At 42.5% G+C, this 24,826-nt stretch carries 24 protein-coding genes; 13 read left to right on the forward strand and 11 right to left on the reverse strand.

The annotated features are described in order from the left end of the window. The first annotated feature begins 15 nt into the window (after positions 1-15). A complete protein-coding gene (locus CYAN7822_RS40525) occupies positions 16-405 on the forward strand; it encodes a photosystem I reaction center subunit IV (protein WP_013324281.1) in 390 nt (129 codons plus the stop codon). A 127-nt stretch (positions 406-532) separates the two neighbouring features. Here CYAN7822_RS40525 and CYAN7822_RS21105 read toward each other — a convergent pair whose 3' ends face one another. The 6 genes from CYAN7822_RS21105 to CYAN7822_RS21130 form a co-directional block, all read right to left on the reverse strand. Further along, positions 533-1,876 (reverse strand): ammonium transporter, encoded by a 1,344-nt coding sequence (locus CYAN7822_RS21105; protein WP_041933903.1) that lies wholly within the window; start codon positions 1,874-1,876, stop codon positions 533-535. Positions 1,877-1,967: 91 nt separating this feature from the next. Next, on the reverse strand, positions 1,968-3,764 hold the full coding sequence (locus CYAN7822_RS21110) for an SLC13 family permease (protein WP_013324283.1): 1,797 nt from the start codon (positions 3,762-3,764) through the stop codon (positions 1,968-1,970). A 233-nt stretch (positions 3,765-3,997) separates the two neighbouring features. After that, positions 3,998-6,805, reverse strand: coding sequence for a cation-translocating P-type ATPase (locus CYAN7822_RS21115; RefSeq protein ID WP_013324284.1), 2,808 nt, complete (start codon positions 6,803-6,805; stop codon positions 3,998-4,000). Between the two features lie 393 nt (positions 6,806-7,198). Continuing rightward, the gene (gene mreD / locus CYAN7822_RS21120) at positions 7,199-7,738 is read right to left on the reverse strand and encodes a rod shape-determining protein MreD (RefSeq protein ID WP_013324285.1); all 540 of its coding nucleotides are present in this window, start codon (positions 7,736-7,738) and stop codon (positions 7,199-7,201) included. A 1-nt stretch (position 7,739) separates the two neighbouring features. Further along, entirely contained in the window at positions 7,740-8,504 is a 765-nt protein-coding gene (gene mreC, locus CYAN7822_RS21125; RefSeq protein ID WP_013324286.1) for a rod shape-determining protein MreC, read from the reverse strand. Positions 8,505-8,544: 40 nt separating this feature from the next. Further along, positions 8,545-9,609: a rod shape-determining protein gene (locus tag CYAN7822_RS21130; protein ID WP_013324287.1), complete on the reverse strand. Its 1,065-nt coding sequence runs from the start codon at positions 9,607-9,609 to the stop codon at positions 8,545-8,547. A gap of 275 nt (positions 9,610-9,884) precedes the next feature. Here CYAN7822_RS21130 and CYAN7822_RS21135 point away from each other — a divergent pair, with 275 nt between their 5' ends. The 6 genes from CYAN7822_RS21135 (at position 9,885) to CYAN7822_RS21160 (ending at position 15,146) form a co-directional block, all read left to right on the forward strand. Further along, positions 9,885-10,253 carry a single-stranded DNA-binding protein gene (locus CYAN7822_RS21135; protein ID WP_013324288.1) on the forward strand — a complete coding sequence of 123 codons (369 nt, stop codon included), beginning with the start codon at positions 9,885-9,887 and terminating at the stop codon, positions 10,251-10,253. 3 nt (positions 10,254-10,256) lie between these two features. Beyond that, positions 10,257-11,417 carry a glycosyltransferase gene (locus CYAN7822_RS21140; protein ID WP_013324289.1) on the forward strand — a complete coding sequence of 387 codons (1,161 nt, stop codon included), beginning with the start codon at positions 10,257-10,259 and terminating at the stop codon, positions 11,415-11,417. A gap of 75 nt (positions 11,418-11,492) precedes the next feature. After that, positions 11,493-12,224, forward strand: coding sequence for an undecaprenyl-phosphate galactose phosphotransferase family protein (locus tag CYAN7822_RS21145; protein ID WP_013324290.1), 732 nt, complete (start codon positions 11,493-11,495; stop codon positions 12,222-12,224). Positions 12,225-12,552: 328 nt separating this feature from the next. Then, positions 12,553-13,635 carry a GDP-mannose 4,6-dehydratase gene (gmd, locus tag CYAN7822_RS21150; protein WP_013324291.1) on the forward strand — a complete coding sequence of 361 codons (1,083 nt, stop codon included), beginning with the start codon at positions 12,553-12,555 and terminating at the stop codon, positions 13,633-13,635. Between the two features lie 37 nt (positions 13,636-13,672). Further along, the gene (locus tag CYAN7822_RS21155) at positions 13,673-14,611 is read left to right on the forward strand and encodes a GDP-L-fucose synthase family protein (protein WP_013324292.1); all 939 of its coding nucleotides are present in this window, start codon (positions 13,673-13,675) and stop codon (positions 14,609-14,611) included. Between the two features lie 190 nt (positions 14,612-14,801). After that, positions 14,802-15,146, forward strand: a complete 345-nt coding sequence (locus CYAN7822_RS21160) for a hypothetical protein (protein ID WP_013324293.1) — start codon at positions 14,802-14,804, stop codon at positions 15,144-15,146. Positions 15,147-15,419: 273 nt separating this feature from the next. On the opposite strand, the gene CYAN7822_RS21165 is transcribed toward CYAN7822_RS21160, so the two are convergent. Both CYAN7822_RS21165 and CYAN7822_RS21170 read right to left on the reverse strand, forming a co-directional pair. Then, positions 15,420-15,662: a DUF4327 family protein gene (locus tag CYAN7822_RS21165; protein ID WP_013324294.1), complete on the reverse strand. Its 243-nt coding sequence runs from the start codon at positions 15,660-15,662 to the stop codon at positions 15,420-15,422. A 318-nt stretch (positions 15,663-15,980) separates the two neighbouring features. Continuing rightward, on the reverse strand, positions 15,981-16,223 hold the full coding sequence (locus CYAN7822_RS21170) for a DUF4327 family protein (protein ID WP_013324295.1): 243 nt from the start codon (positions 16,221-16,223) through the stop codon (positions 15,981-15,983). Positions 16,224-16,533: 310 nt separating this feature from the next. Here CYAN7822_RS21170 and CYAN7822_RS21175 point away from each other — a divergent pair, with 310 nt between their 5' ends. The 6 genes from CYAN7822_RS21175 to CYAN7822_RS21200 all read left to right on the forward strand — a co-directional run bounded on the left by CYAN7822_RS21175 (position 16,534) and on the right by CYAN7822_RS21200 (position 21,969). After that, the gene (locus CYAN7822_RS21175) at positions 16,534-17,577 is read left to right on the forward strand and encodes a nitrilase-related carbon-nitrogen hydrolase (RefSeq protein ID WP_013324296.1); all 1,044 of its coding nucleotides are present in this window, start codon (positions 16,534-16,536) and stop codon (positions 17,575-17,577) included. Positions 17,578-17,587: 10 nt separating this feature from the next. Then, positions 17,588-19,003, forward strand: coding sequence for an aldehyde dehydrogenase family protein (locus CYAN7822_RS21180; protein WP_013324297.1), 1,416 nt, complete (start codon positions 17,588-17,590; stop codon positions 19,001-19,003). Positions 19,004-19,222: 219 nt separating this feature from the next. After that, positions 19,223-19,672 (forward strand): DUF3598 family protein, encoded by a 450-nt coding sequence (locus CYAN7822_RS21185; protein WP_013324298.1) that lies wholly within the window; start codon positions 19,223-19,225, stop codon positions 19,670-19,672. 21 nt (positions 19,673-19,693) lie between these two features. Further along, positions 19,694-20,701, forward strand: coding sequence for a zinc-binding dehydrogenase (locus CYAN7822_RS21190; RefSeq protein ID WP_013324299.1), 1,008 nt, complete (start codon positions 19,694-19,696; stop codon positions 20,699-20,701). A gap of 27 nt (positions 20,702-20,728) precedes the next feature. Further along, on the forward strand, positions 20,729-21,523 hold the full coding sequence (locus CYAN7822_RS21195) for an HpcH/HpaI aldolase family protein (protein ID WP_013324300.1): 795 nt from the start codon (positions 20,729-20,731) through the stop codon (positions 21,521-21,523). An 8-nt stretch (positions 21,524-21,531) separates the two neighbouring features. Beyond that, on the forward strand, positions 21,532-21,969 hold the full coding sequence (locus CYAN7822_RS21200; RefSeq protein WP_013324301.1) for a RidA family protein: 438 nt from the start codon (positions 21,532-21,534) through the stop codon (positions 21,967-21,969). 170 nt (positions 21,970-22,139) lie between these two features. Here the strand turns inward: CYAN7822_RS21200 and CYAN7822_RS21205 are convergent, their stop codons facing one another. Genes CYAN7822_RS21205 through CYAN7822_RS21215 form a run of 3 tightly spaced genes read right to left on the reverse strand, consistent with a single transcriptional unit; the run spans position 22,140 to position 24,802 of the window. After that, positions 22,140-22,955, reverse strand: coding sequence for an alpha/beta fold hydrolase (locus CYAN7822_RS21205; protein ID WP_013324302.1), 816 nt, complete (start codon positions 22,953-22,955; stop codon positions 22,140-22,142). A gap of 36 nt (positions 22,956-22,991) precedes the next feature. Continuing rightward, entirely contained in the window at positions 22,992-23,921 is a 930-nt protein-coding gene (locus tag CYAN7822_RS21210) for a beta-keto acid cleavage family enzyme (RefSeq protein ID WP_013324303.1), read from the reverse strand. A gap of 44 nt (positions 23,922-23,965) precedes the next feature. Then, positions 23,966-24,802 (reverse strand): alpha/beta fold hydrolase, encoded by an 837-nt coding sequence (locus CYAN7822_RS21215; RefSeq protein ID WP_013324304.1) that lies wholly within the window; start codon positions 24,800-24,802, stop codon positions 23,966-23,968. Positions 24,803-24,826: the final 24 nt, after the last annotated feature.

The raw sequence follows: 24,826 nt of genomic DNA on the forward strand, positions 1-24,826 counted from the left end.
ATAGGAGAAATCATTATGGTTCAACGTGGTTCTAAAGTTCGTATTCTCCGTAAAGAATCCTATTGGTATAATGACATCGGCGTTGTGGCTTCTATCGATAAAAGTGGTATTCTCTATCCGGTGATTGTCCGTTTCGATAAAGTTAACTATGCAGGAATTACGACCAATAACTTTGGTGTAAATGAAGTAGAAGAAGTGGAAGGACCTTCTGCCAAGCGGCCTACTGCCACCGTCAAGAAAGGAGATACTCCCCTTGATGAAAGAAAGCGTACCACAGGACAAGCACAAGGAGGGTCTGATGCAGATCCTAACACCAATATCCGACCAGGAGCCGTACCCGAAGCACCCGGAAGCGAAAATCCTCGCGTTGCCGGCGATCCTAATCAAGGCACTGAACAGCGATAAAATTAATTTTAGTCATTAGTGAGTTGTTTGCTAATAAGTTAACCCTGACCACAAGGGACAGGGTTGAAAAATTATGATTCTTAAAACTTTCTCTATATCTAAATATTAAATATAGAGTCAAACACAATTAACTAGGCAAAGAACTTTGCTGTCTAAACTCAGAAGAGAACTCCAGTTCTTGTCCGTAGGCTTCTTCTCCATGTTGGGGAATATCCAACCCTTGAACTTCGTCTTCTTCTTTCACCCGCAAATTCATCACCAAACTCAACAGTTTAAGAATGATGAATGTCCCTACAGCCGCAAAGACATAGGTAGCGAAGACTCCGATAAATTGAGTCACCACTAATCCCGGATTTCCATAAAGCAAACCATCGTTTCCTGCACTATTAACCGCTTTGCTGGCAAATACGCCAGTTAACAAAGCCCCCACTGTTCCGCCAATTCCGTGAACTGGGTAGGTATCGAGAGAATCATCAAAGCGTAACTTCACTCGGAAACTGACAGCAAAGAAACAACAAACGGATGTAATTGAGCCAATTAAAATCGCTCCAATGGGAAAGACATAACCAGCCGCAGGGGTAATTCCCACTAATCCAGCTAAAAACCCAGTAGCGATGCCTACAGCAGTCGGTTTACCCCGCAAAACCCATTCCAGAATCATCCAGGTTAAACCGGCGGCGGATGTGGCCATAGAAGTATTAACAAAAGCAACGGTGGCCAAAGAACCCGAAGCTAAAGCACTACCTCCGTTGAAACCAAACCAGCCAAACCAGAGCAACCCAATCCCTAAAAGCACATAGGGGACATTATGAGGAACGTGCGGCTGACTCATAAAATCACGGCGCGAACCGATGACATAAGCCGCCACTACCGCAGAAACACCGGAACTAATATGAACGACTGTTCCTCCCGCAAAATCTAAGGCGCCTAAAGCCCCGAGCCAACCTCTACCCCAAACCCAATGAGCTAAGGGAGAATAAATAAAGGTAGACCACAATACCAACAACCAGAAATAGGCTTTAAAACTGACGCGCTCAACGATCGCCCCAGAAATCAGAGCCGGGGTGATGATAGCAAACATCATCTGATAAGCCATAAACAGTTGATGAGGGATAGTAGCCGCATAACCGATGGGATCGGGTTCACCGGCACTCACCCCATTGAGGAATAACCAACCGAATCCCCCTATTAGAGCTTGTATACCTTGCCCAAAGGTTTGACCCTGAGCCAGTTTAACATCAAAAGCTAGACTATAGCCCCACAAACACCAAGTTACGCCAATCAGGGCCATGGCCACTAAACTCATCATCATGGTGTTGAGAACATTGCGCGATCTCACCAATCCCCCATAAAAAAAGGCTAATCCTGGGGTCATCAAAAGAACGAGTGCAGAGGAGACTAGCATCCAAGCACTATCCCCTGCATTAATGGGATTGGCGGCGGCAGTTCCTTGAGCTAAAGCCTGACTCATGGGCCAAGCTAACAAGCACAGTAAGGTAATTAGGGTAACAGATAGAGTTTTTTTGTGAAACATCACTTTTTGTTGTCAATCAATCAGAAATTTAATTATTTAAGCCATAAAGCCAAATAATCAACACGGGAGTCGCTATGGTGAGTATAATATTTAGCGGCAATCCTACCCGTGTAAAGTCTAAAAACTTATAACCCCCCGGACCATAAACCATTGTATTCGTTTGATAGCCAATTGGTGTTAAGTAGCTATTAGAGGCGGCAAAAGTAACCGCAAACATAAAAGCCATCGGATTAAGGCTTAAGGTTTGAGCGACTTTCACGGCAATGGGTATCATCAACACAACGGCAGCATTATTAGACAATATTTCCGTCAAAAAAGACGTAATCAAATAGAAAAATGTTAAAATCCAATATCCACTTAAATGTCCTCCTATAGCAACTAATTGATTGGCTAACCATTCGGTTGTTCCCGAATTTTCCATCGCGATTCCCAAGGGAATTAAACCGGCTAAGAGAAAGATAATATCCCAGCGAACAGCCCCATAAATTTCTCCGGGCTTGAGACAACCGGTGATAATCATTAAGAGTACACCGAGCAAACTGCTCACTAAAATCGGTAACCAGTCGAAGGCAGCTAAAATCACCACTCCTAAAATTATCGCTAAAGCGATCCAGGCTTTGTCTTTCCTAAGATTTTCTATATCTTTCTCTTCTAAAACCAAAAGTTCTCGGGTGGTATGAAACCCTATAAAGCTTTCTTTAGGACCTTGAACCAACAGTAAGTCGCCAAAGCGAAGAGGCACTTTTCCCAGTCGTTCTCGAATTAACTCTTCACCCCTACGTATGGCTAACACAGTGGCGTTGTAGCGTTGTCGGAAGCGTAAATCTTTGAGGGTGGAACCAATAAGACGAGAATTTGATAAAATTAACACTTGAGCGACTTTTTCGGCTCCTGTACTGATTTCTTCTTCTACCTCTTCCTGGCTAAATTGCACATCAGCAAAAATCTCAATCCCTCTTTCATCTTTAATTTTTAGCAAATTTTCTCGACTTCCTTTAACCAATAAAATGTCTCCCGCCGACAAGACTTTATCGGCTAAAGGTTGAGGAAAGTGGCTATCATCGTGAATAATTTCTAAAACCGCTAAATCAAATTTTCGCTGAATGCCGCTTTGACGTAGAGTTTGTCCGATTAAACTCGAGCGAGGGGGAATCAAAATTTCACTCACATAATCTTCTATCTGATAATCTTGCTCGAGACTCTTGTTACTTGCCGATTTTCGATCAGGTAATAATCGAGGCGCAAAAAAGGCTAAATAGGCCAACCCGATCACAAAAGTAATCATTCCTAAAGCACTAAATTGAAATAAGCTAAATTCTCCGTAGCCTAATTGTTTTGAGACTCCACTGGCTAAAATATTGGTAGAAGTTCCCACTAGGGTAATCATTCCTCCCATAACCGTCACATAAGACAGAGGCATTAACAGTTTAGATACCGATATTTTTCGTTGCTTACACCATTCTTCTACAATCGGCAAAAAAATAGCTACCACAGCCGTATTATTAATAAACGCTGTAATGGGACCCACAATCATACCCATCACTAAAATTTGCTGAGAAGAGTTTTTTCCTCCCCATTTCATCAGCAAATCTCGTACTATTTGAATAATTCCTGTGCGTGTTATTCCTGCACTGAGGATAAACATCGCCATAACTGTAATGGTGGCTGAATTGCCAAAACCTGAAATGCCTTCTTCTGGACTGACTAATTTTAGCAGAATTAGCACAACGGCAACAGACATTGCTGTAAGATCTACCGGTAGCCATTCTGCGACAAAGGCGATCAAAGCAATAATCAAAACAGCAAGGGTTAAAACAATTTTCATTGAAATTAAAGGTTAGGGGAAGCCTTGAAATAGGGGATGGTGGAAAGGGAGGATTAAAACTGATAACAAGTGTTAAATTATACCTGATAAATTTATATTTATTTATTAAGAATTAATTAAATTGTGGGAAACAAGGGGAACTCGCCTTAAATCATCCTTAAGTTATAACTTTTGCTATAGATTCTGCAAGGATGAACCCGGGTTTAAAGGCGGCTATTCCCCTTGTTAACTCTCTACAAAGGAGAGTTATGTTTATGTTTGTTGAAGTAATTGATGACGAGCTTTTCCATCTCAATCCAAACAAACATCAGAAGGCTAAAACCAAAACAAATGGATAATTCGCTTAAACTCAGCGCATGAGTGCCAAAAAAGCTTTGTAAGGGCGGAAAATAAATCAATAGCAGTTGTAAAAAGGTGGTGAGAGTAATGGCTCCTAAAACATAAGGATTAGAGAAAGGATTTAATTGCACAGTGAGTTGGGTATCTGATCGAACCGCTAAAGCATGACCCATTTGAGCTAAACAAAGAGTGGTAAAGACCATCGTTTTCCAACGTTCGGGATCTCCAGAGGCATGAGCTTGATTATAAGCCCAGATCATCAAACCAATGGTTAAAATCGCAAAAATAATTCCGATTCGGATCATATAAAATCCTAACCCTCTGGCAAAAATACTCTCCCGAGGACTGAAGGGAGGACGTTTCATGACATTGGGTTCAGCCGGTTCCATCGCTAAAGCGAGGGCGGGTAAACCATCAGTAACCAGGTTCATCCAAAGAATCTGTAAAGGAGACAAGGGAACACCCCCTAAACCGAGCAACGGCGAAGCCGCAATCACCAGCACTTCTCCAATATTACTGCCCAAAATGTATTTAATAAAACGGCGAATGTTACTATAGACGACTCTTCCTTCTTCTGTGGCGGCGACAATGGTGGCAAAGTTATCATCGAGTAAAATCATATCACTGGCTTCTTTGCTCACATCAGTACCGGTAATGCCCATAGCAATACCGATATCAGCTTGTTTGAGGGCAGGTGCATCATTTACCCCATCCCCAGTCATCGCCACGAATTTGCCTCGATTTTGCAAGGCTCGAACGATCCGCAGTTTATGTTCTGGAGAAACCCTGGCATAAACGCTGACCTGTTCGACATTTTCTTCTAATTGCTGTTGATTGAGTTTTTCTAATTCTCTTCCAGTGAGAATCTTCTCTCCGGGTTGGGCAATGCCTAAGTCATAAGCGATCGCCTGAGCGGTGAGTTGATGGTCGCCAGTAATCATGATCGGGCGAATGCCGGCTTGTCTACAGCGTGCTACGGCTCCTTTGACTTCTTTACGAGGAGCATCGAGCATTCCCACTAATCCGAGCCAAACTAACTGTTGTTCGGCGATTTCTTCGCTTTCGAGTGAGGGAATTTCTCGGAGGAATCTATAGGAAAATCCCAGTACCCGCAACCCTTGCATGGCCATTTGGTCGTTTTGGAAAAGAATCTGTTCTCGTTGTTGTGGGGTTAGCACTTGAGGCTGATCACCGATCAGAATGTGGCTACAGCGTTCTAAAATCAACTCGGGTGAGCCTTTGGTAAACATGGTATAGGGTTGAGCGCCGTTTTTCAAAGCGGGTAACCCTTCCACTACCACTGACATCCGCTTTCGATCAGAAGAGAAAGGAATTTCTCCACACCTCGGCATTTGAGGCGCGATCGCTTCTGAATAAATGCCTCCTTTGGCGGCTAAAGTCAGTAAAGCGCCTTCTGTGGGGTCTCCTAATATTTCCCATGAGCCTTCTTTTTGTTGTAAGAGAGCGTCATTACACAGCACACAAGCGGTTAATAGGGTTTGAATTTCTGGGTTTTGAGCGTCATTAACGCCCATTTCGGTGATAAAGTCTCCTAGCGGCGCGTATCCTTCCCCAGTAACTTGAAAGCTGACACTGCCTGTCTCGACTTTCTGCACCACCATTTTATTTTGAGTTAAGGTGCCGGTTTTATCAGAACAAATGGTAGTCACTGAGCCTAGGGTTTCCACTGCCGGGAGTTTACGAATTAAAGCATTGCGCCGCACCATACGCTGAGTTCCGATGGCTAAAGTCACGGTTACCACTGCGGGTAAGCCTTCTGGTACCACTGCCACCGCCATACTTAAGGAAACTTCCAACAGTTCCTCGAATAAATCCCATCCGGCTCGCCATACGCCACCGATCACCACCAAGCCAACTAATACTAAAGAACTGCTCACCAGCACATTTCCCAATTGAGACATTCGTTGTTGCAGGGGAGTGGGTTCAGTTTCAACCGATTGAAGCATGGCGGCAATGTGACCAATTTCTGTGTCCATGCCGGTTTTGGTGACGAGAACTTTGGCCCTGCCTTGGATGACTTCTGTTCCTTGAAACACAAGATTAATCCGATCACCCAAGGGAGCATCTTCACTTAAGACTGTCTCGGCCACTTTATTGACGGCTTCGGCTTCTCCGGTTAAGGCAGATTCTTTGACTTGTAAGTTTTGGGCTTCTAGGAGGCGACCATCTGCGGCAATCTGGACACCGGCTTCTAGGAGCATAATATCACCCGGCACTAATTCTTTTGCACTAATTTCTATGGTCTTGTCCGAGCGGATGACTCGCACTTTGGGGGAAGACAGATTTTTTAGGGCGGCTAAGGCTTTTTCGGCGCGGCTTTCTTGTAAGTAGCCTAAAATTCCATTCAAAATCACAATGGAAAAAATGGCGATCGCATCTTTGGGAAATGCTCTTGCCTTGAGGTCTAAAACGGCCGACACAACCGCCACAGCAATCAGCATTACCAACATAATGTTAGTAAACTGTTCCCAGAGAATTTTTAAGGCACTACGACCGCCGGTTTCTTTGAGTTCATTGGGGCCATAATATTGCTGTCGTTGGAGAATTTGCTGTTGAGTTAAGCCTTGTTGTGAATCGGCTTGAAGCAGTTTTAAAGCTTCTTCCACTGTTTGGGTATGCCAAGGTTGAGCCGCAGTCGGGAAAGAGGGAGCCGATAAAGAAGAGGTGGTGGGAAATGACATATTTTTTTGAATAAAGTGAGCAGGATTAGCCAGTGTTTAAAGTGATTTAACTAGGAAAATTATCCCTAGGGAAGGAGTGCTATATTTTTTCAATAATTTCTGATGATTAAACTCAATAAAAATCATAAACCCATTTCAATACCCTGAGCCAGACTCTGTTGTCTGATCAGGTTAATTTTTGATTTTACCATTGTTGATTACCTTGATCTAGTCTCAGGGATCAAGAAATTAGCTTAACCCCTATCCCTGTTCCCTCATTCTGGCAGAAGCAACAGAAAGCGAAAGGCCTATCCGATGAACCAGCAATTTGTGCTTTTTGATACTAAAATAATTAAAAAATAATTAATATTAATTAACAACGAAAATTTTTCCCGAAAAATCATTAATAGTAAATTAATCTAAAGTTTTAATATTTTCCCACCAATTATTAAGAGGATAATAAAGGACTGGAGTCCATAAACTGCTTAGAATAGCTGAGGAAAGGGCTATTTGTTGATAATCTAGCCAAATTTCGTCAAGAGGGCGAATACCGGATATAACATACTGAAAGGCCAGTAAAGTTTCAGAGAATAAGCTCATCATGAAAACAATCAGAACCACCGACATCAAATCTTCTTTAATATACCGTTGCTTCTGAATTTGGGCTGTGATATAAGCAATTAACACTAAAACCACAACATGGGAAGGATAAGAGGAGGTGATGCCATCTTGAATCAAGCCTAGGGTTAATCCTGCTACCACAGCCTGAAAAATCGTGCGCTTGACGCTCCAAGCAATCACCCACATCATCAGCCAATTGGGGCCAATTCCCAACAACTCCATCCCAGGTAAACGAGTCAGCGAGAAAAAAATGCACAGCAAAATCGAACTAACAATAACAAATCCGTTGAGGATTTGCCGCGTCTTAGGAGATAAGCGGGCTACTTTAATCACTCTAGTTAAACTCTTCGTGGCTTTTTAGGGGATGAACAATCACCCATTCTAAATTATTAATAGGGGCAATCAATTCTATTTTGGCTTCAGGGGCAGGGCCGCGACTTTCTAAATTCACAGACTGAACACGACCAATGGGCAACCCAGCAGGAAATAAACGACTGACACTGGAGGTAGTCACGGTATCACCCGGACGAACATCAGGAACTTTCTCAAAAAATCGCATAACAGCAATTTTCGACCCTTGTCCTTCAATTAAGCCCATAGAGCGGCTGCGACTAATGGTCACCCCTACGCGAGAAGTAGGATTACTGATTAATAACACGCGAGAAGTATGAGGAGTCACTTCACTAATTCTCCCCACTAACCCACCAATGCCAGTTACAGCAGCCCCTGTTTCAATTCCATCTCGACTCCCTCGACCTAGGATTAATTGTTGCCACCAATCATCAGAACTTCGTCCAATCACAGGAGCGGTGATAGCCGGTTTAGGTTGTGCTTCAAAATACCCTAATAAAGCTTTCAGTTGTTGATTTTGCTGTTCTAATTCCTTAACCCGTTCTTGCAACTCAGATACACGAGCATCCGTCAGTTGCTGCTGTTTGATTTGAGCAGAATCAGTTTGAAAAGGACGGGTAACGACAGCATATAACTCAAGAATGGCCGCGCTATGAGTTTGATAAAAAAACCAGCCACTGCCCAAGGCTAATCCTGCTAGGACCATTCGCAAACCCCGTCGAGTCCATCGGCGTCTTACTATGAACATACCGCAATTGACCTATATACCCGTCATCAACTAAAGACACCTAGGCATTGCGAGAAGTTTCTGCCAAGATCCGATCTAAAAGTTTTTGATTTTTTAGCACTTCTCCTGTTCCTTTAACGACGCATCTTAAGGGATCTTCAGCAATATGAGTCACAATACCGGTTTCATGACCTATCAGGGTATCCAATCCTCTGAGTAAGGCTCCGCCACCAGCCAGCATAATGCCTCGGTCGATAATATCAGCCGCTAACTCAGGAGGTGTTCTCTCTAAAGTGCGTTTGACAGCATCAACGATCACTGATAGGGGTTCAGCCATACTTTCGCGGATTTCCTCGCCTTTAATGGTTACGGTTCGCGGTAATCCGGACATCAGATGTAAGCCTCTGACTTCCATGACCGGTTCATCTTGGTTTTGCATCGGATAAGCCGAACCCAGACGAATTTTAATTTCTTCTGCGGTTCTTTCTCCGATTACCAGATTATGAACTTTTTTCATGTATTGGATGATGGAATCGGTTAACTCATCGCCGGCTACTCGTACCGATTCACTGAGGACTCTTCCTTGTAAGCTGAGTACCGCCACTTCTGTGGTCCCGCCTCCAATATCGATGATCATATTACCGGTGGCCTCAGTCACCGGCAGTCCGGCCCCGAGTGCCGCCGCAATTGGCTCATCGATCAATCCGACTTCTCTGGCTCCGGCTCGGGTGGCGGCTTCCATCACCGCTCGTCGTTCTACTCCAGTAATGCCACTGGGAATACCGATCACCATACGAGGATTTCCCAAGGTACTTCCTTCATGAGCGCGGCGGATAAACTCTGCCAACATAATTTCGGCGCTGTAGAAATCGGCAATGACCCCATCGCGCAGAGGACGTAAGGCCACCACATTACCCGGAGTCCGTCCGAGCATTTTTTTAGCCTCTTCACCCACCGCTAGGGGATTCTTGTCTTGGTCTATAGCTACCACGGAGGGTTCTTCTAGAACTATGCCTTTATTCGAGACATAAACTAGGGTATTGGCAGTCCCTAGGTCTATACCCATATCTCGTGAGAGAGAAAGAGAAAAGCGACGAAACAAACCCACTTGTTTTACTGCCCCCATTTTGGAAATTGTGCTATTTTTTGACGAAGTAATAATCGCTCCGTCACTCAGTGGCGGATGCTTTCTTACCCCTAGGGAATCGAAGTGGATTTTATTATGTTTTTCCTCCTAAGTCTAGTTGGATTAATTAATTTATTGTTATAATTCCCTTATCTCTAAGATAAAGTTATCATTGATTCCCTAGGAAAAGTCAAATATCTAATTATTTTTACAATAACTTAGTTGGCCTTAAAATAAATGTACTGATGTACTCGATCAAAGAATCAAGTCAAGTTATGAGTCTGAATGTTGTTCATTTGGTGGGTCGTGTGGGTAGAGACCCAGAAATTAAATTTTTTACCTCGGGGAGTTCTTTATGTACATTAACCTTAGCCGTTAATCGTCCCACCAGTAAAAGTGATGAGCCGGATTGGTTTAATTTGGAAATTTGGGGGAAAACTGCCGAAGTAGCCGCTAATTATGTGCGGAAAGGCAGTTTAATTGGCGTTAAAGGCTCATTAAAAATCGAAACCTGGACCGATGCCAATACAGGAGCGAATCGTTCTAAACCAGTGATTCGAGTGGATAAGCTGGATTTATTAGGCTCAAAACGGGATAATGATCAAAATGCCCTGAGCGGCTATGGTGATGACCCGACCCTGTAGTTTATGAGATATGCCCTAGTTCATGAGTGGTTAACCCCGAAAGCCACAGGCGGTTCCGAATTAGTCGTCAAAGAGATCTTGCGGCACATAGAAGCCGATGTTTATGCGCTGATTGATTTTGAATCGACTAATCCGGATAGCTACCTTTACGGGCGCTCCATCGGCAAAACTTTTTTACAACATTTGCCGGGGGCGCGCAATGGAGTGCAAAAATACTTACCCTTACTGCCGTTGGCCATTGAACAGCTAGATGTACGAGATTATGATGTAATTTTGTCTTCTTCCCACGCGGTGGCCAAGGGGGTTTTGACCACTCCTGAACAACTTCACATCTGCTATTGTCACACGCCGATGCGTTATGCCTGGGATTTAACCTTTGATTATCTGCAAGCGAGTCCAGCCGGCAGAGGTGTAGCGGGAATTTTGACTCGCTATCTTCTGCATCGCCTGCGTCAATGGGATGTGATTAGTGCTAATCGAGTGGATTACTTTATTGCCAACTCGAACCATACCGCTCGTCGCATCTGGCGTTGTTATCGCCGCTCGTCTAAAGTGATTTACCCCCCCGTCGAGTTGGATCGTTTCCCCTTTAAAGCTCAAAAAGAAGATTTTTACTTAACGGTGTGCCGCTTGGTGAGTTATAAAAAAGTCTCTTTAATCGTAGAGGCTTTTAATCATTTAAAATTGCCATTAGTGATCATTGGGGATGGGCCCGAATTAAATTTTATCCGTCAACGGGCTAAATCGAATATAACAATATTAGGGGAACAACCCAATGAAGTGGTAGAAAAATACATGGCATCAGCGAAAGCTTTTGTCTATGCAGCTTGTGAAGATTTTGGCATTGCCCTAGTTGAAGCACAGGCCTGTGGAACCCCTATAATAGCTTATCAAGGAGGTGGTGCCTTAGAAACGGTTCGAGATATCCGTCAAAATCCCATAAATGGGACTGGGATATTCTTTTATCCGCAAACCCCAACCGCGTTAGTGGAATCTGTCGAAACTTTCTTGGAGTTTCAACATCAAATTAGTTCAGATAGTTGTCACTCGATGGCAACTCAGTTTACAGCAAAAATATTTCAAACGTCCTATCTAGAGTTTTTAGAAGATTGTTGTCGCCACTCCCGTGCGAAAAATTTTTCGAAAAAATTTCGATTTTTGTGACGAGAGTCGCTCACTTAATCGTCTTCTAGCTTTATGATCGGGACAGTGTGGTGTGATGTGATGTGAAGGAGCAAGATGACTGCTAATAGCCAATTCATCTCCGTCAAGGCTTTACAAGCTTTGGTCAGACGAGGTTTCCAACCTCTAGTTTTGCGCTCAAAACCCAAAAGATCGGGGTTAGAAGCTATAAACGGGGATTTTGCCAAAAGATTGTTTGATATTGTCTTTTCTTCATGGGTTTTAATTTTCTTTTCTCCGCTTTATCTAATTATTGCCTTATTAATTGCCGTTAGTTCTCCGGGGCCGATTTTCTACATACAGGAACGAGTCGGAAAAAATTATAAACGCTTCGACTGTATCAAGTTTAGAACAATGGTCACTAACGCTGATGAGATCTTAGAGTCCATGATGGCTAACTCAGAAGAGATGCGTGAAGAGTTTGAAGATAATTTTAAACTCAGAGACGATCCACGAGTAACTTGGATTGGAAAATTTTTACGCATAACTAGCTTAGATGAATTTCCTCAATTTTGGAACGTTTTAATGGGGGATATGAGTGTTGTTGGCCCAAGACCTTTAGTTCCAGAAGAATTATATAAGTACGGAAATCGGATTGATAAAGTGCTGACAATTCAGCCGGGAATTACAGGATTATGGCAAGTTTCTGGGCGCAATGATATTCCTTACCCCTTAAGAGTTCAAATGGATGTTTACTACGTAAATTCCCGCAATTTTTTCATGGATTTGTGGGTGATGGTAAAAACCATTGGCGTAGTGGTTTTCCCTCATAACAATGGAGCTTATTGAGGAATAAGTATTACTCAATTTTCACAAGGTTTTGGAATGGCTTTTAGCTAAACAGAACCCATCTAAAAATTATTGCTGAAAAAATCCAGAAATTTCGCTAACAAGGCAAAGGATTCCTCTTTTTGCCTTGTATTTTTTTCAAGCCTTCCTTGGCTCTCGTGAATTCGTCTGGAGAATAAATTAAGCAAAATATTGTGTATAATTGCATAAAATTGCTATAAAAATTAATATAAATTTATTAAAGAAAGAATTTAATTGAATTTAAGAAAATGATAAATTAAATTTAAGTAGGTATTTTGCATTAGACAACCTCTGAGGATCATTAAACATGACTCAAGCAAAGACGGCTTTAATTACTGGTATTACTGGACAAGATGGTTCTTACTTAAGTGAGTTACTATTAGAAAAAGGCTATCAAGTTCATGGAATTATCCGTCGCACTTCCACCTTCAATACAGACCGCATTGATCATATATATGTCGATCCCCATAACTCAGAAGCACGACTATTTCTACATTATGGAGATTTAACCGATGGGACAACCCTGCGGAGGATTTTAGAACAAGTTCAACCGATAGAAATTTATAACTTAGGGGCCCAATCTCATGTGCGTGTGAGTTTTGACTCACCAGAATACACAGCCGACTCAGTGGGAATGGGAACACTACGATTACTAGAAGCAATTCGAGATTATCAACATCGCACAGGCATAGAAGTGCGTTTTTATCAAGCGGGTTCATCGGAAATGTTTGGCAAAGTCCAAGAAATCCCGCAAAAAGAAACAACCCCATTCTATCCCCGCAGTCCCTATGCCTGTGCCAAAGTTTATGCTCACTGGCAAACCCTTAACTATCGTGAATCTTATGGAATGTTTGCCTGTAATGGAATACTCTTTAACCATGAATCCCCAAGGCGGGGTGAAACCTTTGTGACTCGCAAAATTACCAGAGCCATCGCCCGTATTTTGGCCGGACAACAGAAAAAACTCTATTTAGGTAATCTAGATTCTAAACGGGACTGGGGTTATGCTAAAGATTATGTTAAAGCTATGTGGCTAATGCTACAGCAACAAGAACCTGATGATTATGTCGTTGCTACTAATGAAACCCATTCCATCAAAGAATTTCTAGAAATTGCCTTTAAATTCGTTAATCTCGATTGGCAAGACTATGTAGAATTCGATGAGCGCTATTTACGCCCGGCTGAGGTGGATTTATTGATCGGAGATTCCTCTAAAGCTAGAACTAAGCTCGGTTGGCAACCCTCAGTCACTTTTGAAGAATTAGTTCATTTAATGGTAGAAGCTGATCTAGCGGCTTTAGACATCCCCATCGCCAAGGGAAATCATAGTGAACACTTTTTAGCCGATACGGCTTATATTCGTCATGAGACGAGAACCACCATAGATTAAATTAATCACAGTAAGCCAACTAATAAGGGGAGAAATCATGCTGAATCTCAGTGAAAAACGGATTGTCGTCACTGGTGGGGCCGGATTTTTAGGACGACAAGTGGTTGAACAACTTTTAATCGCTGGAGCTAAGGCTGATCAAATTACGATTCCTCGTTCTCACTCTTGTGATTTGCGAGTGCTAGATCATTGTCAAAGGGCGGTTACTGGACAGGATATTATCATTCACTTAGCCGCTCATGTCGGAGGGATTGGATTAAATCGAGAAAAACCGGCAGAGTTATTTTACGATAACTTAATGATGGGGACTCAACTGATTCATGCTGCCTACTGTGCAGGGGTAGAAAAATTTGTCTGTGTGGGGACCATTTGTGCCTATCCTAAATTTACGCCCGTCCCTTTTTCTGAAGATGACCTTTGGAACGGCTATCCTGAAGAAACGAATGCGCCTTATGGCATCGCAAAAAAGGCTTTATTAGTTCAACTTCAATCTTATCGTCAGCAATATGGCTTTAATGGGATTTATCTTCTGCCCGTCAATTTATATGGTCCTGAAGATAATTTTGACCCCAATAGTTCTCATGTTATTCCGGCTTTAATTCGTAAAGTTTACGAAGCTCAACAAAAGGGGGAAAAGCAGATTCCCGTCTGGGGTGATGGGAGTCCTACTCGTGAGTTTCTTTATTCTACTGATGCCGCTAGAGGAATTGTCATGGCCACTCAGTCTTATGATCAATCTTTACCCGTTAACTTAGGAACAAATTTTGAAGTCTCTATTCGGGACCTAGTGGAGATGATTTGTGAGTTAATGGGATTTAAAGGGGAAATTGTTTGGCAAACCGATAAGCCCAATGGTCAACCCCGCCGTTGTCTTGATACTAGATTAGCCCGAGAAAAATTTGGTTTTGTTGCTCAAATGGACTTTAAAGAAGGACTAAAAAATACAATTGAATGGTATAGACAGCATCCGGGATAAATGGGTTAGGGAGGGTTAAAACAGCCCTCCTGATATAACCTAATTAATTTTGGCGAAGCTCTTAAAATTTCTTTACATTGACCTAGAGCTTACGGGGAAAATCATAGAGAGAAATGTGATCAAAAGAAGGGTTCTCTAAAGGGTACTTTTTTGATAAATATAAAACATTGACCTAGTCTCGTGACTAACCATGACCCAACTAACACTCAACTTGATTCAAGGTGCTGTAAGTTTTAGTTTTACAGTAGAGGCAGCACTCTCCCTAAAACAAGAAATTAATCAATTAATGGAAAGCTTAAAAGCGATCGCGGTCAATACTTCTACTGGAGGTAAGCCAACTCCTAAAAAAGCGATGGAATACCGCCATACCGGGGAAGTCTTTCTAGAAGTCTTTTGTAACCCGAACATTTATCCGAGTCCTTTTGCGGCTAAAGTCTTGCTAACGGTTCGTGATGAGCGTATTCGTTTAACCACAGAAGCCGAATTGACTCGTCTTATCGAAGATCTCGAGCAATATTTAGAACAAGCGGCTTAAAAGGGCTTGCTGTTTCCCCTCCTAAAATGAAAAAAAGAAATTGACTGAACAAAAAGTCCGTAGCTTAATTGACCTACTGTTCAGTCAAATCCATGACTAACAACTCTAGTTAGTTGTCTTCTAACATAAGTATTGCAAACGCTTTGTCTAACTCAGATGACAAAATACTAATCAATAATTCAATCGAGGAACTTACCGACCTTTTTTCTCGTTCTTAATAAAGTTAAATAAAATAGCTACCTCGACTTTAATGATCTCTGTTAATTATTAGGTTTAGTCATCAGTCCAAGTTTCAGGGGCAATGAGATCACTAATGCGATCACGCAACAAATAATCACATCTTTCTAGTTCACACTCAACCTCTACCCATTCCCGAGCCGGAATATATTGACACAGAACATAGATAGGCTGTTGACGACTGATGACTCCTTGAGCGACTAATTGACGGGCTTCTTCCTGGATCACTTCAATGGTATAGTGGCTAATTTGAAGGGAGGATACTGCTTGACTGCTCATAAATTACCAACCTGTTTAAGTAGTTTATAGACTAACCCCGATTGCTTAATCCTTTTTGGATCTCTTAGCGATCCCCATTTTTTTTGTATACTTAGTTACAATCTTTTGGCATTTTTAGACGAAAGCTAGAAAATTTAGGTTTTTCTTAAGATTTCTCTAACTTTTTCTTGAAAATTTTACCCTTCAGTCTTTTAGCCCTAGTTTGTGGACTAGGGCAGGTGATTCAGAAAGATTGTGCTTATCCAAGGCAGTGTACAAGGGTATACTACAGTGTTCAAGTTCGGTATCAGCAGGAGAAACTGCTTATGAGAAATTTAATTAATCATTATCCCAACATTCAGAAGCGATTAAATCTCCTATTTGGTCCCGTAGCAGGTAATCACATCTTTCTAATTCGCATTCTACATAAACCCACTCGCGAGGCGGGATATATTGACAAAGAACATAAATCGGCTGATGACGGCTGACGGTTCCATGTTCCACCAGTTGACGAACTTCTTCCTTGATCATCTTGATGGAGTAATGAAACGTTGAAGCCGATGCCAGTGTACTAACACTCATGAGAAGTTACCTATCAACTAACAAGACCTATGATTTATCATAATCCAATTGCTCAAAAGAATAAAGCGATTTCTTGCTGTATCGTTAATTACAATTTCTTATCTTTTTAGCAAAGTGCTATCCGGTAAGGGTTAGAAATGCCTAGACTGATTTTAAAAACCCGATGACAAAACTTAAAATTCTATCTGGCGATAGTGTGGTAATCTAGCCGCTCGTCTACTGCCCTTGTATTCACCCTAGCATTTTTACCAAAAGATGTGCCAAGGAAAACTAGGCTGATCTATATTGAGTAAAAATCCGATCAACTGTGATGTCAAACTCTATAGAACAGATCGATGCTTATATTGCCTTAGCGCTACAAGTTACTTGTCATGGGGTGAACCAGGCCACTAACGCCACCGAGGCGCGAAAAATCATGCAGGAGAGTATCAAACGTATTGGACAACAAATTAGTGCCGCCAAAGCTTTTATTGGGCCTAATTGCCGTTTAGTGTTGCTCCCTGAATATGTACTCACCAGTTTTCCAATGGGAGAGTCGATCACCGACTGGGCAAAAAAAGCCTGTTTAGAGATGGCTGATCCCCTCTACCAAGAATTAGGACAGATAGCCAGCAAAAATAACCTCTTTTTGGCCGGCAACGCCTACGAACTCGATGACAATTTTCCTAATATTTATTTTCAAACCTGTTTTGTCATCGATCCCACTGGCTCAATCATTTTACGCTACCGTCGGCTCAATTCTATGTTTTCTCCTACCCCTGGAGATGTCTTAGAGCGTTATTTAGAGTGTTATGGCGTAGAGGGAATGTTTCCGGTGGCAAAAACCCCCATCGGCAATCTAGCCGCCGTTGCTTCCGATGAAATTTTATTTCCCGAAGTCGCTCGAAGTTTAGCCATGCGGGGAGCAGAAATCATCCTTCATCCTACCTCAGAAGTGTTTGGCAATGCACGAGCGCCTAAAGAAGCGGCTAAACTTTGCCGCGCGGTTGAAAATATGGCTTATGTCATTAGTGCCAATACAGCCGGTATTAGCGGAACAGCGATCGCGGCTTCTTCTGTGGATGGAGGGTCGAAAATCATCGATTATCGGGGACTGGTATTAGCCGAAACCGACACCGGAGAAAGTATGGCCGCTTATGCGGATATTGATCTGGCGGCACTGCGGCGCTATCGTCGTCAACTCGGGATGAAAAATTTACTAGCTCGTCACCGCAGCCAAATTTATCCTCAACAATATGAAAACCCCAACTTTTACCCCAATAATACGATGCTAACAGGAGAAATTGAGCGCAGCCATTTTATCAATACTCAACGAGAAACCATTGAACGTTTAACAAAATTAGGAATCATATAAATTTTAATGAATGGATACTTCAATACCAATTCGTAACCCCCGAAATGGAAAAATCGATTACACCATCACGCCGCCAACAGAGCAACAATTGACTGATCTGTGTGGGCATCTACGACAACATCAAAAACAATGGGTTTTAGGCGGACTCCAGCAACGAATCGAAGTTTTACAAACTTGGAAACAAGCAATAAAAGCTGATCAAGCCGAACTTTTAGAGGCTTTAATCACTGATACGGGCAGAAAATCCGAATCAATTTTAGAAATAGACTCTTTGATTTCTGGGATTGATCGCTGGTGTCGTTTAGCCCCTCAATTACTGGCCCCAGAAGCAGAACGGACTACCGCTATTCCTTTTATTAACCTACAACATCAATCTATTGCTTATCCTTTGGTGGGGGTTATCAGTCCTTGGAATTTCCCGTTACTCTTGTCTACGATTGATACAATTCCAGCTTTAATGGCAGGATGTGCCGTAATCGTCAAACCCAGTGAAATTGCTCCTCGTTTCATTCAACCTTTAATTAAAACTATTAGCACTGTTCCCTTATTGCGGGATGTTTTAGCCTATATTGAAGGAGCAGCAGAAACGGGGGCGAATTTAATCCAAAAGGTAGATTTAATTTGTTTTACCGGGAGTGTAGCCACCGGCAAAAAAGTAGCCGCCGCAGCCGCTAAACAGTTTATTCCTGCCTTTTTAGAATTGGGAGGAAAAGATGCCGCCATTGTTTTAGAATCCGCTAATCTTGAAGAAGCCACATCAGCAATTTTATGGGGATCAGTGGTTAATAATGGGCAATCTTGTTTATCTTTAGAACGGGTTTATGTAGCCGAGTCTATTTTTGAATCTTTTGTCGAACAACTAACAGCAAAAGCCCAAAGACTTAAACTCGCTTATCCCACCTTTGAAGATGGACAAATTGGCCCCATTATATCAGCTTCTCAAGCAGAAATTATGGCAACTCATTTAGAAGATGCCCGTTATAAGGGGGCAAAAATCCATTGTGGCGGAGAAGTAGAACTGTTAGAAGGGGGGTTTTGGTGTCTTCCTACTGTGTTGAGTGAGGTTAATCATTCGATGAAAATTATGAGTGAGGAAACGTTTGGCCCCATTATGCCGGTGATGGCTTTTTCAAGTGTTGAAGAGGGAATTAGATTAGCCAATGATAGTATTTATGGATTAAGTGCGGCCGTTTTTGCCGCTTCTACTGAGGAAGCTTTAGCGGTGGCGGCTGATTTAGAGGCAGGAGCAATTAGTATTAATGATGCCGGCTTAACGGCTTTTATTCATGAAGGAGAGAAGAATTCTTTTAAGTTTTCGGGGTTAGGAGGTTCTCGCATGGGGGCGGCGGCTTTGCAACGATTTAGGCGTAAAAAAGCTTTGTTAGTAAAAACTCAATCGATGGCTGATCCTTGGTGGTTTAAGTAAAGTTTATTAATTCTCACACCCTGAAGGGTGCAGCTACACGAACAAAGCCTGCCGACGCAGGCTTCAAGGTTTAATATTTATTATTAATAAATACTTTAGTCCGCGCAGGCGGGCTTCGCTCGTATAGCTGCACCTTTTAAGGTGTCAGTGCTAAAAAATAGGGTTCACAACTCAAATAAAAACACGATATAATAAATAATCAAAAAACTGCGATAAAATATGACTAATATTCGTGAAGCTATGCCCGTACTTGCCCGTCATGAGGGAGAATGGCAAGGAACTTACACCTTAATTGATATTAATGGGCAAATTTTGGATCATCATCAATCGCATTTAAGTTGTCAATTTCCCTCAGATAAACCTGACACTTACTATCAAGTGAATCGCTACAGTTGGCCAGATGGAAAAGTGCAAGAATTTCACTTTCCGGGAATTTATCGAGACAAAAAAGTCTGGTTTGATACTGAAAGATTAAATGGCTATTCTTGGGAAGCGGATGATTCAACCCTTATCCTTTGGCTCACTTATAAAGGGATTCCCGAAGAAATGTATATTTATGAAATGATTCAAATTAGTCCTTGTAATAATCATCGGGCAAGAACTTGGCATTGGTTTAAAAATAATCAAATTTATCAACGAACTCTAATACAAGAAAGTAGAATTACATAAAATGACAATTAGATACAAAGAATGAACCCAAAAACTTACCGAAAATTAATGGTGAAACAGTATAGTCATGATTTTCGAACAGCCGCAGAAATTGTAGAAGTTAACTTAGAACAGCCACAAGCTGATGAAATTGTCATTCGCAATCAATTTGCGGCGGTTAATGGGGGGTTTGATACCTTAATATGTCAAGGAAAAGTCCCCTATGTTAATCCGACTCTTCCTTTTGATCTAGGGGTAGAAGTGGTGGGAGAAGTAATAGCCAAAGGAGAAAAAGTGGGAGCCTTTGAGGTAGGAGATGCTGTATTAACCACTGCTAGAGGCGGAGGCTATCGAGAATATCAAACCATTAAAGCAGAAGAAGCTTTTAAAGTTCCTTTTGCCTCACCCGAAATTTTAACTTTAATGCCTACTGGTGTATCAGCTTTAGTCGCCCTCGAACAAGTAGGAGAGATGAAAAGCGGCGAGGTGGTGTTAGTTACTGCGGCTGCCGGAGGAACCGGACATATTGCTGTCCAACTGGCAAAACTGGCCGGAAATCATGTCATAGGGGTTTGTGGAAGTCCAGAAAAATCCCAACTTTTGCAACAATTGGGTTGTGATAGAGTTATTAATTACCGTCAAGAAAATGTGGATGAGGTCCTTAAAAAAGAATACCCCAAAGGCGTTAATTTAGTCTTTGAATGTGTTGGCAAAGGAATGTTTGATACTTGTGTCAATAATCTGGCGATTCGGGGGCGTTTAGTTGTTGTCGGATTTATCTCGGAATATGCTAAGGATATAGAAGTCGTTTCTGGGCCTCGGATTTATCATCAACTGTTTTGGAAAGCGGCTTCAGTGAGGGGGTTTTTGATGCCTCAGTATAGAGAATATATGCCCGAAGCGCGAGAGCGGCTTTTACAATTGTTAGAAACTCATCAAATTCAAGTGGCCATTGAACCGAGAGAGTTTAGGGGAATAGAATCCATCGCTGATGCAGTTGAATGGCTGATCGGTGGGAAAAATCAGGGTAAAGTGGTGGTTAGATTTTAAAGCAATAATAGTGTAACGAATAGAATTATGTTCAGACCTAATCGACTCAAGAAAATGCTCCAAACCGGTTCTCAACCCATCGGTTGCTGGATTTTTTTCTCAGGTGGTGACTCGCTCGAACTTCTTTCTATGTGTGGGTTCGATGCTTTTATCTTCGACCACGAACATATTGCTACTGATATGCGCGTCCTAGTAGAGCAACTCCGTGCGGCTCAGGCGACAGATGTTACCTGCATTGTGCGAGTGGCTTCACACGATCCAGTCTATATTAAGCGAGTCTTGGACATGGGCGTGGAAGGTTTGCTCGTTCCGACTGTAGAATCAGCAGATGAAGCGCGAGCCATTGTTGCCGCCACTCGCTATCGACCTCATGGGGGAAACCGAGGTGTGGGTTATCCGGAGTGCCGCGCCGCCAACTGGGGTTTGACAGAGCTAGAGTATGTTGCCAATTATCGGGAGAACCTACTGATAGGCGCTATCGTTGAAACTCGTCGGGGTTTTGAAAATCTAAAAGAAATTGCCGCAGTTGAGGGTATCGATATCGTATTTTTAGGACCCGGGGATCTGATGGCAGATATCGTCGACGATTTTGCTGCACTGACTAAGTTAGGAACTTATGATCATCCAGAATTTAAGCGGCTGATGACGGAAGCTGAAGCGATAGTTCGCTCTACGCCTAATTGTTGGCTTGGGGGTGTCAGTCGCACGGTGGCCGGAGGTCGAGAACTGTTCGCTAAGGGCTATGATTTCGTGACACCTGCTGCTGACGGATGGTTGATGACCGATGCGGCACGCTCAATTATCACTGCTATGAGAGGTTAAAATTCATCGTGAATACTCGTGAAGTTATTATTCCCCAAGGGATGGAAATTTTATATGAAAAATATCACTACTGCCCGGGTATTAAGGTAGGGAATACTTTATATATTTCAGGACAGGTGGGACGGGATGAAAATTTACAGGTAGTAGAGGAAACCGAAGCCCAATTTATCCAGGCTTTCGAGAATGTTAAAAAAGTCCTTTGGGCAGCAGGAGCTAGTTTTGATGATGTGGTAGAAATGATTACTTATCATGTGACAGTTCAGCCGTCTAATGCTTCAGAGCAACAGCCGCTTATCATTCCACATTTGCCACTGTTTATTAAGGTAAAAGATCGCTATTTCACCAATAAATTTCCCACTTGGACGGGTGTTGGTGTAACGGCTTTATCGACACCTGGATTAATCGTAGAGATTAAGTGTACAGCTATCCTAGGACTAGAAAATTAGACTAATTCTTAAAAATATAGCATTTCTCATTTTAGTGAGGTACATAGTTTTTTGATTTTAGGGAACAGGGAACAGGGAACAGGGAACAGGTAATAAAAAATAAAATTGAGGTGTACCTCATTGATATAAAACTCCTGTTTTTGATGTGTTGGGAAGGCATTTTACTATTGTCAATTATTCAGAAAGTCGATGACTACCTGTGATACTTCTTCGGGGATCTGATTCATCATACAAATTGTTCCTTGTGGAAATTCAACGACTTGGCCATGAGGAATGGCTTGAGAAAGAAAATAACGATCGTTGGCTTTTGCTAAACTCAGTCTTTCAAATTCTTTTACATCATCTATTCCCCAGATAATGAGAGTTGGACACTTGATAGAACGAAATCTTTCGGGTGCATCTAGACAGTAATGACCTACAGCCCAAACTGCGTACAAAGGATGACCAAAACATTTTAAATCGTCTAAAACCCAACGGTGATTTAATTCGGCAGAGCCTACGTATCGAGAACGGGCTAACCATCTTTTCATGAGGTGAGAACCATCTTCAGTGATTTTAAAACCTTCCTCAAACAGTCTTAATAACTCTGCTTGTCCTCCTTCTCCAAAACCAGCCACATTACCTAAAATCAATTTTTCAACGCGATCTCCATAAGCGGCTGTTACCTCTCCCGCCACAAAAGCACCGGTATGATTTCCGAAAATGCTCACCTTTTCGATGCCTAATTCGTCCAAAAGAGCGATCACTGTTTTGGCGTAGTCCGCCATTGTGTACATTCTCGGCGGCTTATCAGAATCCCCAAAGCCCATCAAATCCATTGCTATTACTCGTCTATTTTGAGCAAAAATAGGCATCAACTCCCGATATTCATCGCTACTGCGGGGGTTCATGTGTAGCAAAAGCAGAGGTTCACCTTCGCCGCCGATTCGATAGAGAATCTGTCCATCTTCTGTGTCTAAAAAGGCTCGTTTAATTTTTTGTGTCATTTTCCTTTAGCGATCGCAGTTATATTTTTTTTTATATCATTTTTCGTTAGCAGTGGCCTGTAGCTTTTTTGGGAGGGAAATTCGCGGCGGCATCTTGAGAATCTCGCGGGCTTGCGCTGGTGTTGCCACTTCCCGGCCGAGGGTATGGGCCATCTTAGCAACTTTTTCCACTAACTCACCGTTGTGCGGCTTGCCGAAGCGAGTATAAGAATAATCTCCCAGTCCAATACCGACGTGACCTCCCATTGTAATTGCCCAGGCGGCTACCCTCATCACGTCTCCATTCCAGCAAAGTGCCAGCCACTGGTTATCCGCAGGAACCTCAGCCACGAACGCCTGCAAACCCGGTATAGTCGCCGCCGCGCCAGCCGGCATCACTTCCCCGGTAAAAACCAATTCCCAAAGCGTTTCTCGTGGCAGAAGTCCCATTTCCTGAAAGCAACGCGCGGTTCGCATTTGTCCTACGTCCCAACAGACTGAACTGACGTGGAGATTGTGCTTCTTGAATACTTCAAGCACCGCCATAAGATTAGCACGGGTATTAATGTAAACTTGGTCAGTTGTCGTGAACTCTTTCGTCTGGGGATTCCAGAAGTCTACATTGAGCGACCCGAAATCCACCGGCACCATATCAACCCGCAGCAGGGGATCGTCGTTCACTGCCAAAATGTGTTTGACGCGGTCTTCTACCCGATGCTGTGTGATGTAGCCAAGGGTCGGATGGATTAGGAGATCTGTGTGTTCTCGAATTCCCTGTATCACTTCGAGATAGAGTTCAACGTCGTTGCGCGGTTTTCCCGTATCTGGGTCTCGCCCGTGCCAATGGAAAATCGAAGCCCCTGCTTCCCAGGCCCTTATGGCTTCGCGGATGATCTCTTTTGGACTGTGGGGCAACGCAGGATTGTCGCCGCGAGGGGTTATTTCGTTACAACGACATTCGATAATGAGGGGTAATTCGTTATTCATGGTTTTTTTTAAATAAGCGGCAAAATTTTAGTATGCCGCGAGCATTAATTTGATACCATTGCTGACTGATTGTCCAGAAAATTTACGATTATTTTTGATATTTCTTCAGCCATTTGATTGAGCATCCAGAGGGTTCCTCCTTCGAGTTCAATCATTTGACTATGAGGAATTGCCTCTGTGAGCCATAATTGATTCTCGGGTTTAGCTAAACCGAATTTTTCTAATGGTTCTAAAGCTTTTGTGCCGGTCAAAATTAAAGTAGGACACTGAATTAAACGAAATCTTTCTTTAGCAGAAAGACAATAATTTCCCACAGCTACACCCGGATAGACAGACCCCCCCAAACACTTCAAATCATCCAAAACACAACGGTGATTTAATTCTCCTTTTCCCACATAATTAACACGAGATAACCATTTTTCCATCAGGTGAGATCCATCTTCTTTAACGGTAGATCCAAGCGAGTACATTTTAAGGACTTTCTCTTGTTCTTCTGCGTCAAATCCATGTGTATTGCAGAGGATGATCTTTTCAACTCGTTCTGGGTAAGCGGCGGCTATTTCTCCGGCTATATAACCCCCGGTAACACTCCCAAAAATAGAGCTTTTTTTGATGCCTAATTCATCCAAAAGGGCAATGACTGTTTTAGCATAGTCTGCCACTGAATAAACTCTAGGAGGTTTGTCAGAATCCCCTAACCCCATTAAATCCATTGCAATTAGCTGTCTATTTTGCACTCCTATTGTCATCAATTCTTTAAATTCATCGCTACTGCGAGGGACCATGTGCAGTAACAGCAAGGGTTCACCTTCTCCAGCGATACGGTAGAGAATTTGTCCATCCTCTGTGTCTAAAAATGCTCGTTTAATCTTTTGTGTCATTTGTTCAGTTTATTATGGATTATT

Origin of the sequence: Gloeothece verrucosa PCC 7822 (genome assembly GCF_000147335.1) — a bacterium.
GTDB lineage: Bacteria > Cyanobacteriota > Cyanobacteriia > Cyanobacteriales > Microcystaceae > Gloeothece > Gloeothece verrucosa.

Excerpts from the sequence above, each read along its gene's own strand:
- CYAN7822_RS21180 (WP_013324297.1), top strand. The coding sequence starts at position 17,588 with ATGGATACTTCAATACCAATTCGTAACCCCCGAAATGGAAAAATCGAT.
- CYAN7822_RS21185 (WP_013324298.1), top strand. The coding sequence starts at position 19,223 with ATGACTAATATTCGTGAAGCTATGCCCGTACTTGCCCGTCATGAGGGA.
- CYAN7822_RS21195 (WP_013324300.1), top strand. The coding sequence starts at position 20,729 with ATGTTCAGACCTAATCGACTCAAGAAAATGCTCCAAACCGGTTCTCAA.
- CYAN7822_RS40525 (WP_013324281.1), top strand. The coding sequence starts at position 16 with ATGGTTCAACGTGGTTCTAAAGTTCGTATTCTCCGTAAAGAATCCTAT.
- CYAN7822_RS21140 (WP_013324289.1), top strand. The coding sequence starts at position 10,257 with ATGAGATATGCCCTAGTTCATGAGTGGTTAACCCCGAAAGCCACAGGC.
- CYAN7822_RS21135 (WP_013324288.1), top strand. The coding sequence starts at position 9,885 with ATGAGTCTGAATGTTGTTCATTTGGTGGGTCGTGTGGGTAGAGACCCA.
- gmd (WP_013324291.1), top strand. The coding sequence starts at position 12,553 with ATGACTCAAGCAAAGACGGCTTTAATTACTGGTATTACTGGACAAGAT.
- CYAN7822_RS21160 (WP_013324293.1), top strand. The coding sequence starts at position 14,802 with ATGACCCAACTAACACTCAACTTGATTCAAGGTGCTGTAAGTTTTAGT.
- CYAN7822_RS21210 (WP_013324303.1), bottom strand. The coding sequence starts at position 23,921 with ATGAATAACGAATTACCCCTCATTATCGAATGTCGTTGTAACGAAATA.
- mreC (WP_013324286.1), bottom strand. The coding sequence starts at position 8,504 with ATGTTCATAGTAAGACGCCGATGGACTCGACGGGGTTTGCGAATGGTC.
- CYAN7822_RS21175 (WP_013324296.1), top strand. The coding sequence starts at position 16,534 with ATGTCAAACTCTATAGAACAGATCGATGCTTATATTGCCTTAGCGCTA.
- CYAN7822_RS21170 (WP_013324295.1), bottom strand. The coding sequence starts at position 16,223 with ATGAGTGTTAGTACACTGGCATCGGCTTCAACGTTTCATTACTCCATC.
- CYAN7822_RS21215 (WP_013324304.1), bottom strand. The coding sequence starts at position 24,802 with ATGACACAAAAGATTAAACGAGCATTTTTAGACACAGAGGATGGACAA.
- CYAN7822_RS21205 (WP_013324302.1), bottom strand. The coding sequence starts at position 22,955 with ATGACACAAAAAATTAAACGAGCCTTTTTAGACACAGAAGATGGACAG.
- CYAN7822_RS21155 (WP_013324292.1), top strand. The coding sequence starts at position 13,673 with ATGCTGAATCTCAGTGAAAAACGGATTGTCGTCACTGGTGGGGCCGGA.
- CYAN7822_RS21110 (WP_013324283.1), bottom strand. The coding sequence starts at position 3,764 with ATGAAAATTGTTTTAACCCTTGCTGTTTTGATTATTGCTTTGATCGCC.
- CYAN7822_RS21145 (WP_013324290.1), top strand. The coding sequence starts at position 11,493 with ATGACTGCTAATAGCCAATTCATCTCCGTCAAGGCTTTACAAGCTTTG.
- CYAN7822_RS21105 (WP_041933903.1), bottom strand. The coding sequence starts at position 1,876 with ATGAGTCAGGCTTTAGCTCAAGGAACTGCCGCCGCCAATCCCATTAAT.
- CYAN7822_RS21165 (WP_013324294.1), bottom strand. The coding sequence starts at position 15,662 with ATGAGCAGTCAAGCAGTATCCTCCCTTCAAATTAGCCACTATACCATT.
- CYAN7822_RS21130 (WP_013324287.1), bottom strand. The coding sequence starts at position 9,609 with ATGGGGGCAGTAAAACAAGTGGGTTTGTTTCGTCGCTTTTCTCTTTCT.
- CYAN7822_RS21115 (WP_013324284.1), bottom strand. The coding sequence starts at position 6,805 with ATGTCATTTCCCACCACCTCTTCTTTATCGGCTCCCTCTTTCCCGACT.
- CYAN7822_RS21190 (WP_013324299.1), top strand. The coding sequence starts at position 19,694 with ATGAACCCAAAAACTTACCGAAAATTAATGGTGAAACAGTATAGTCAT.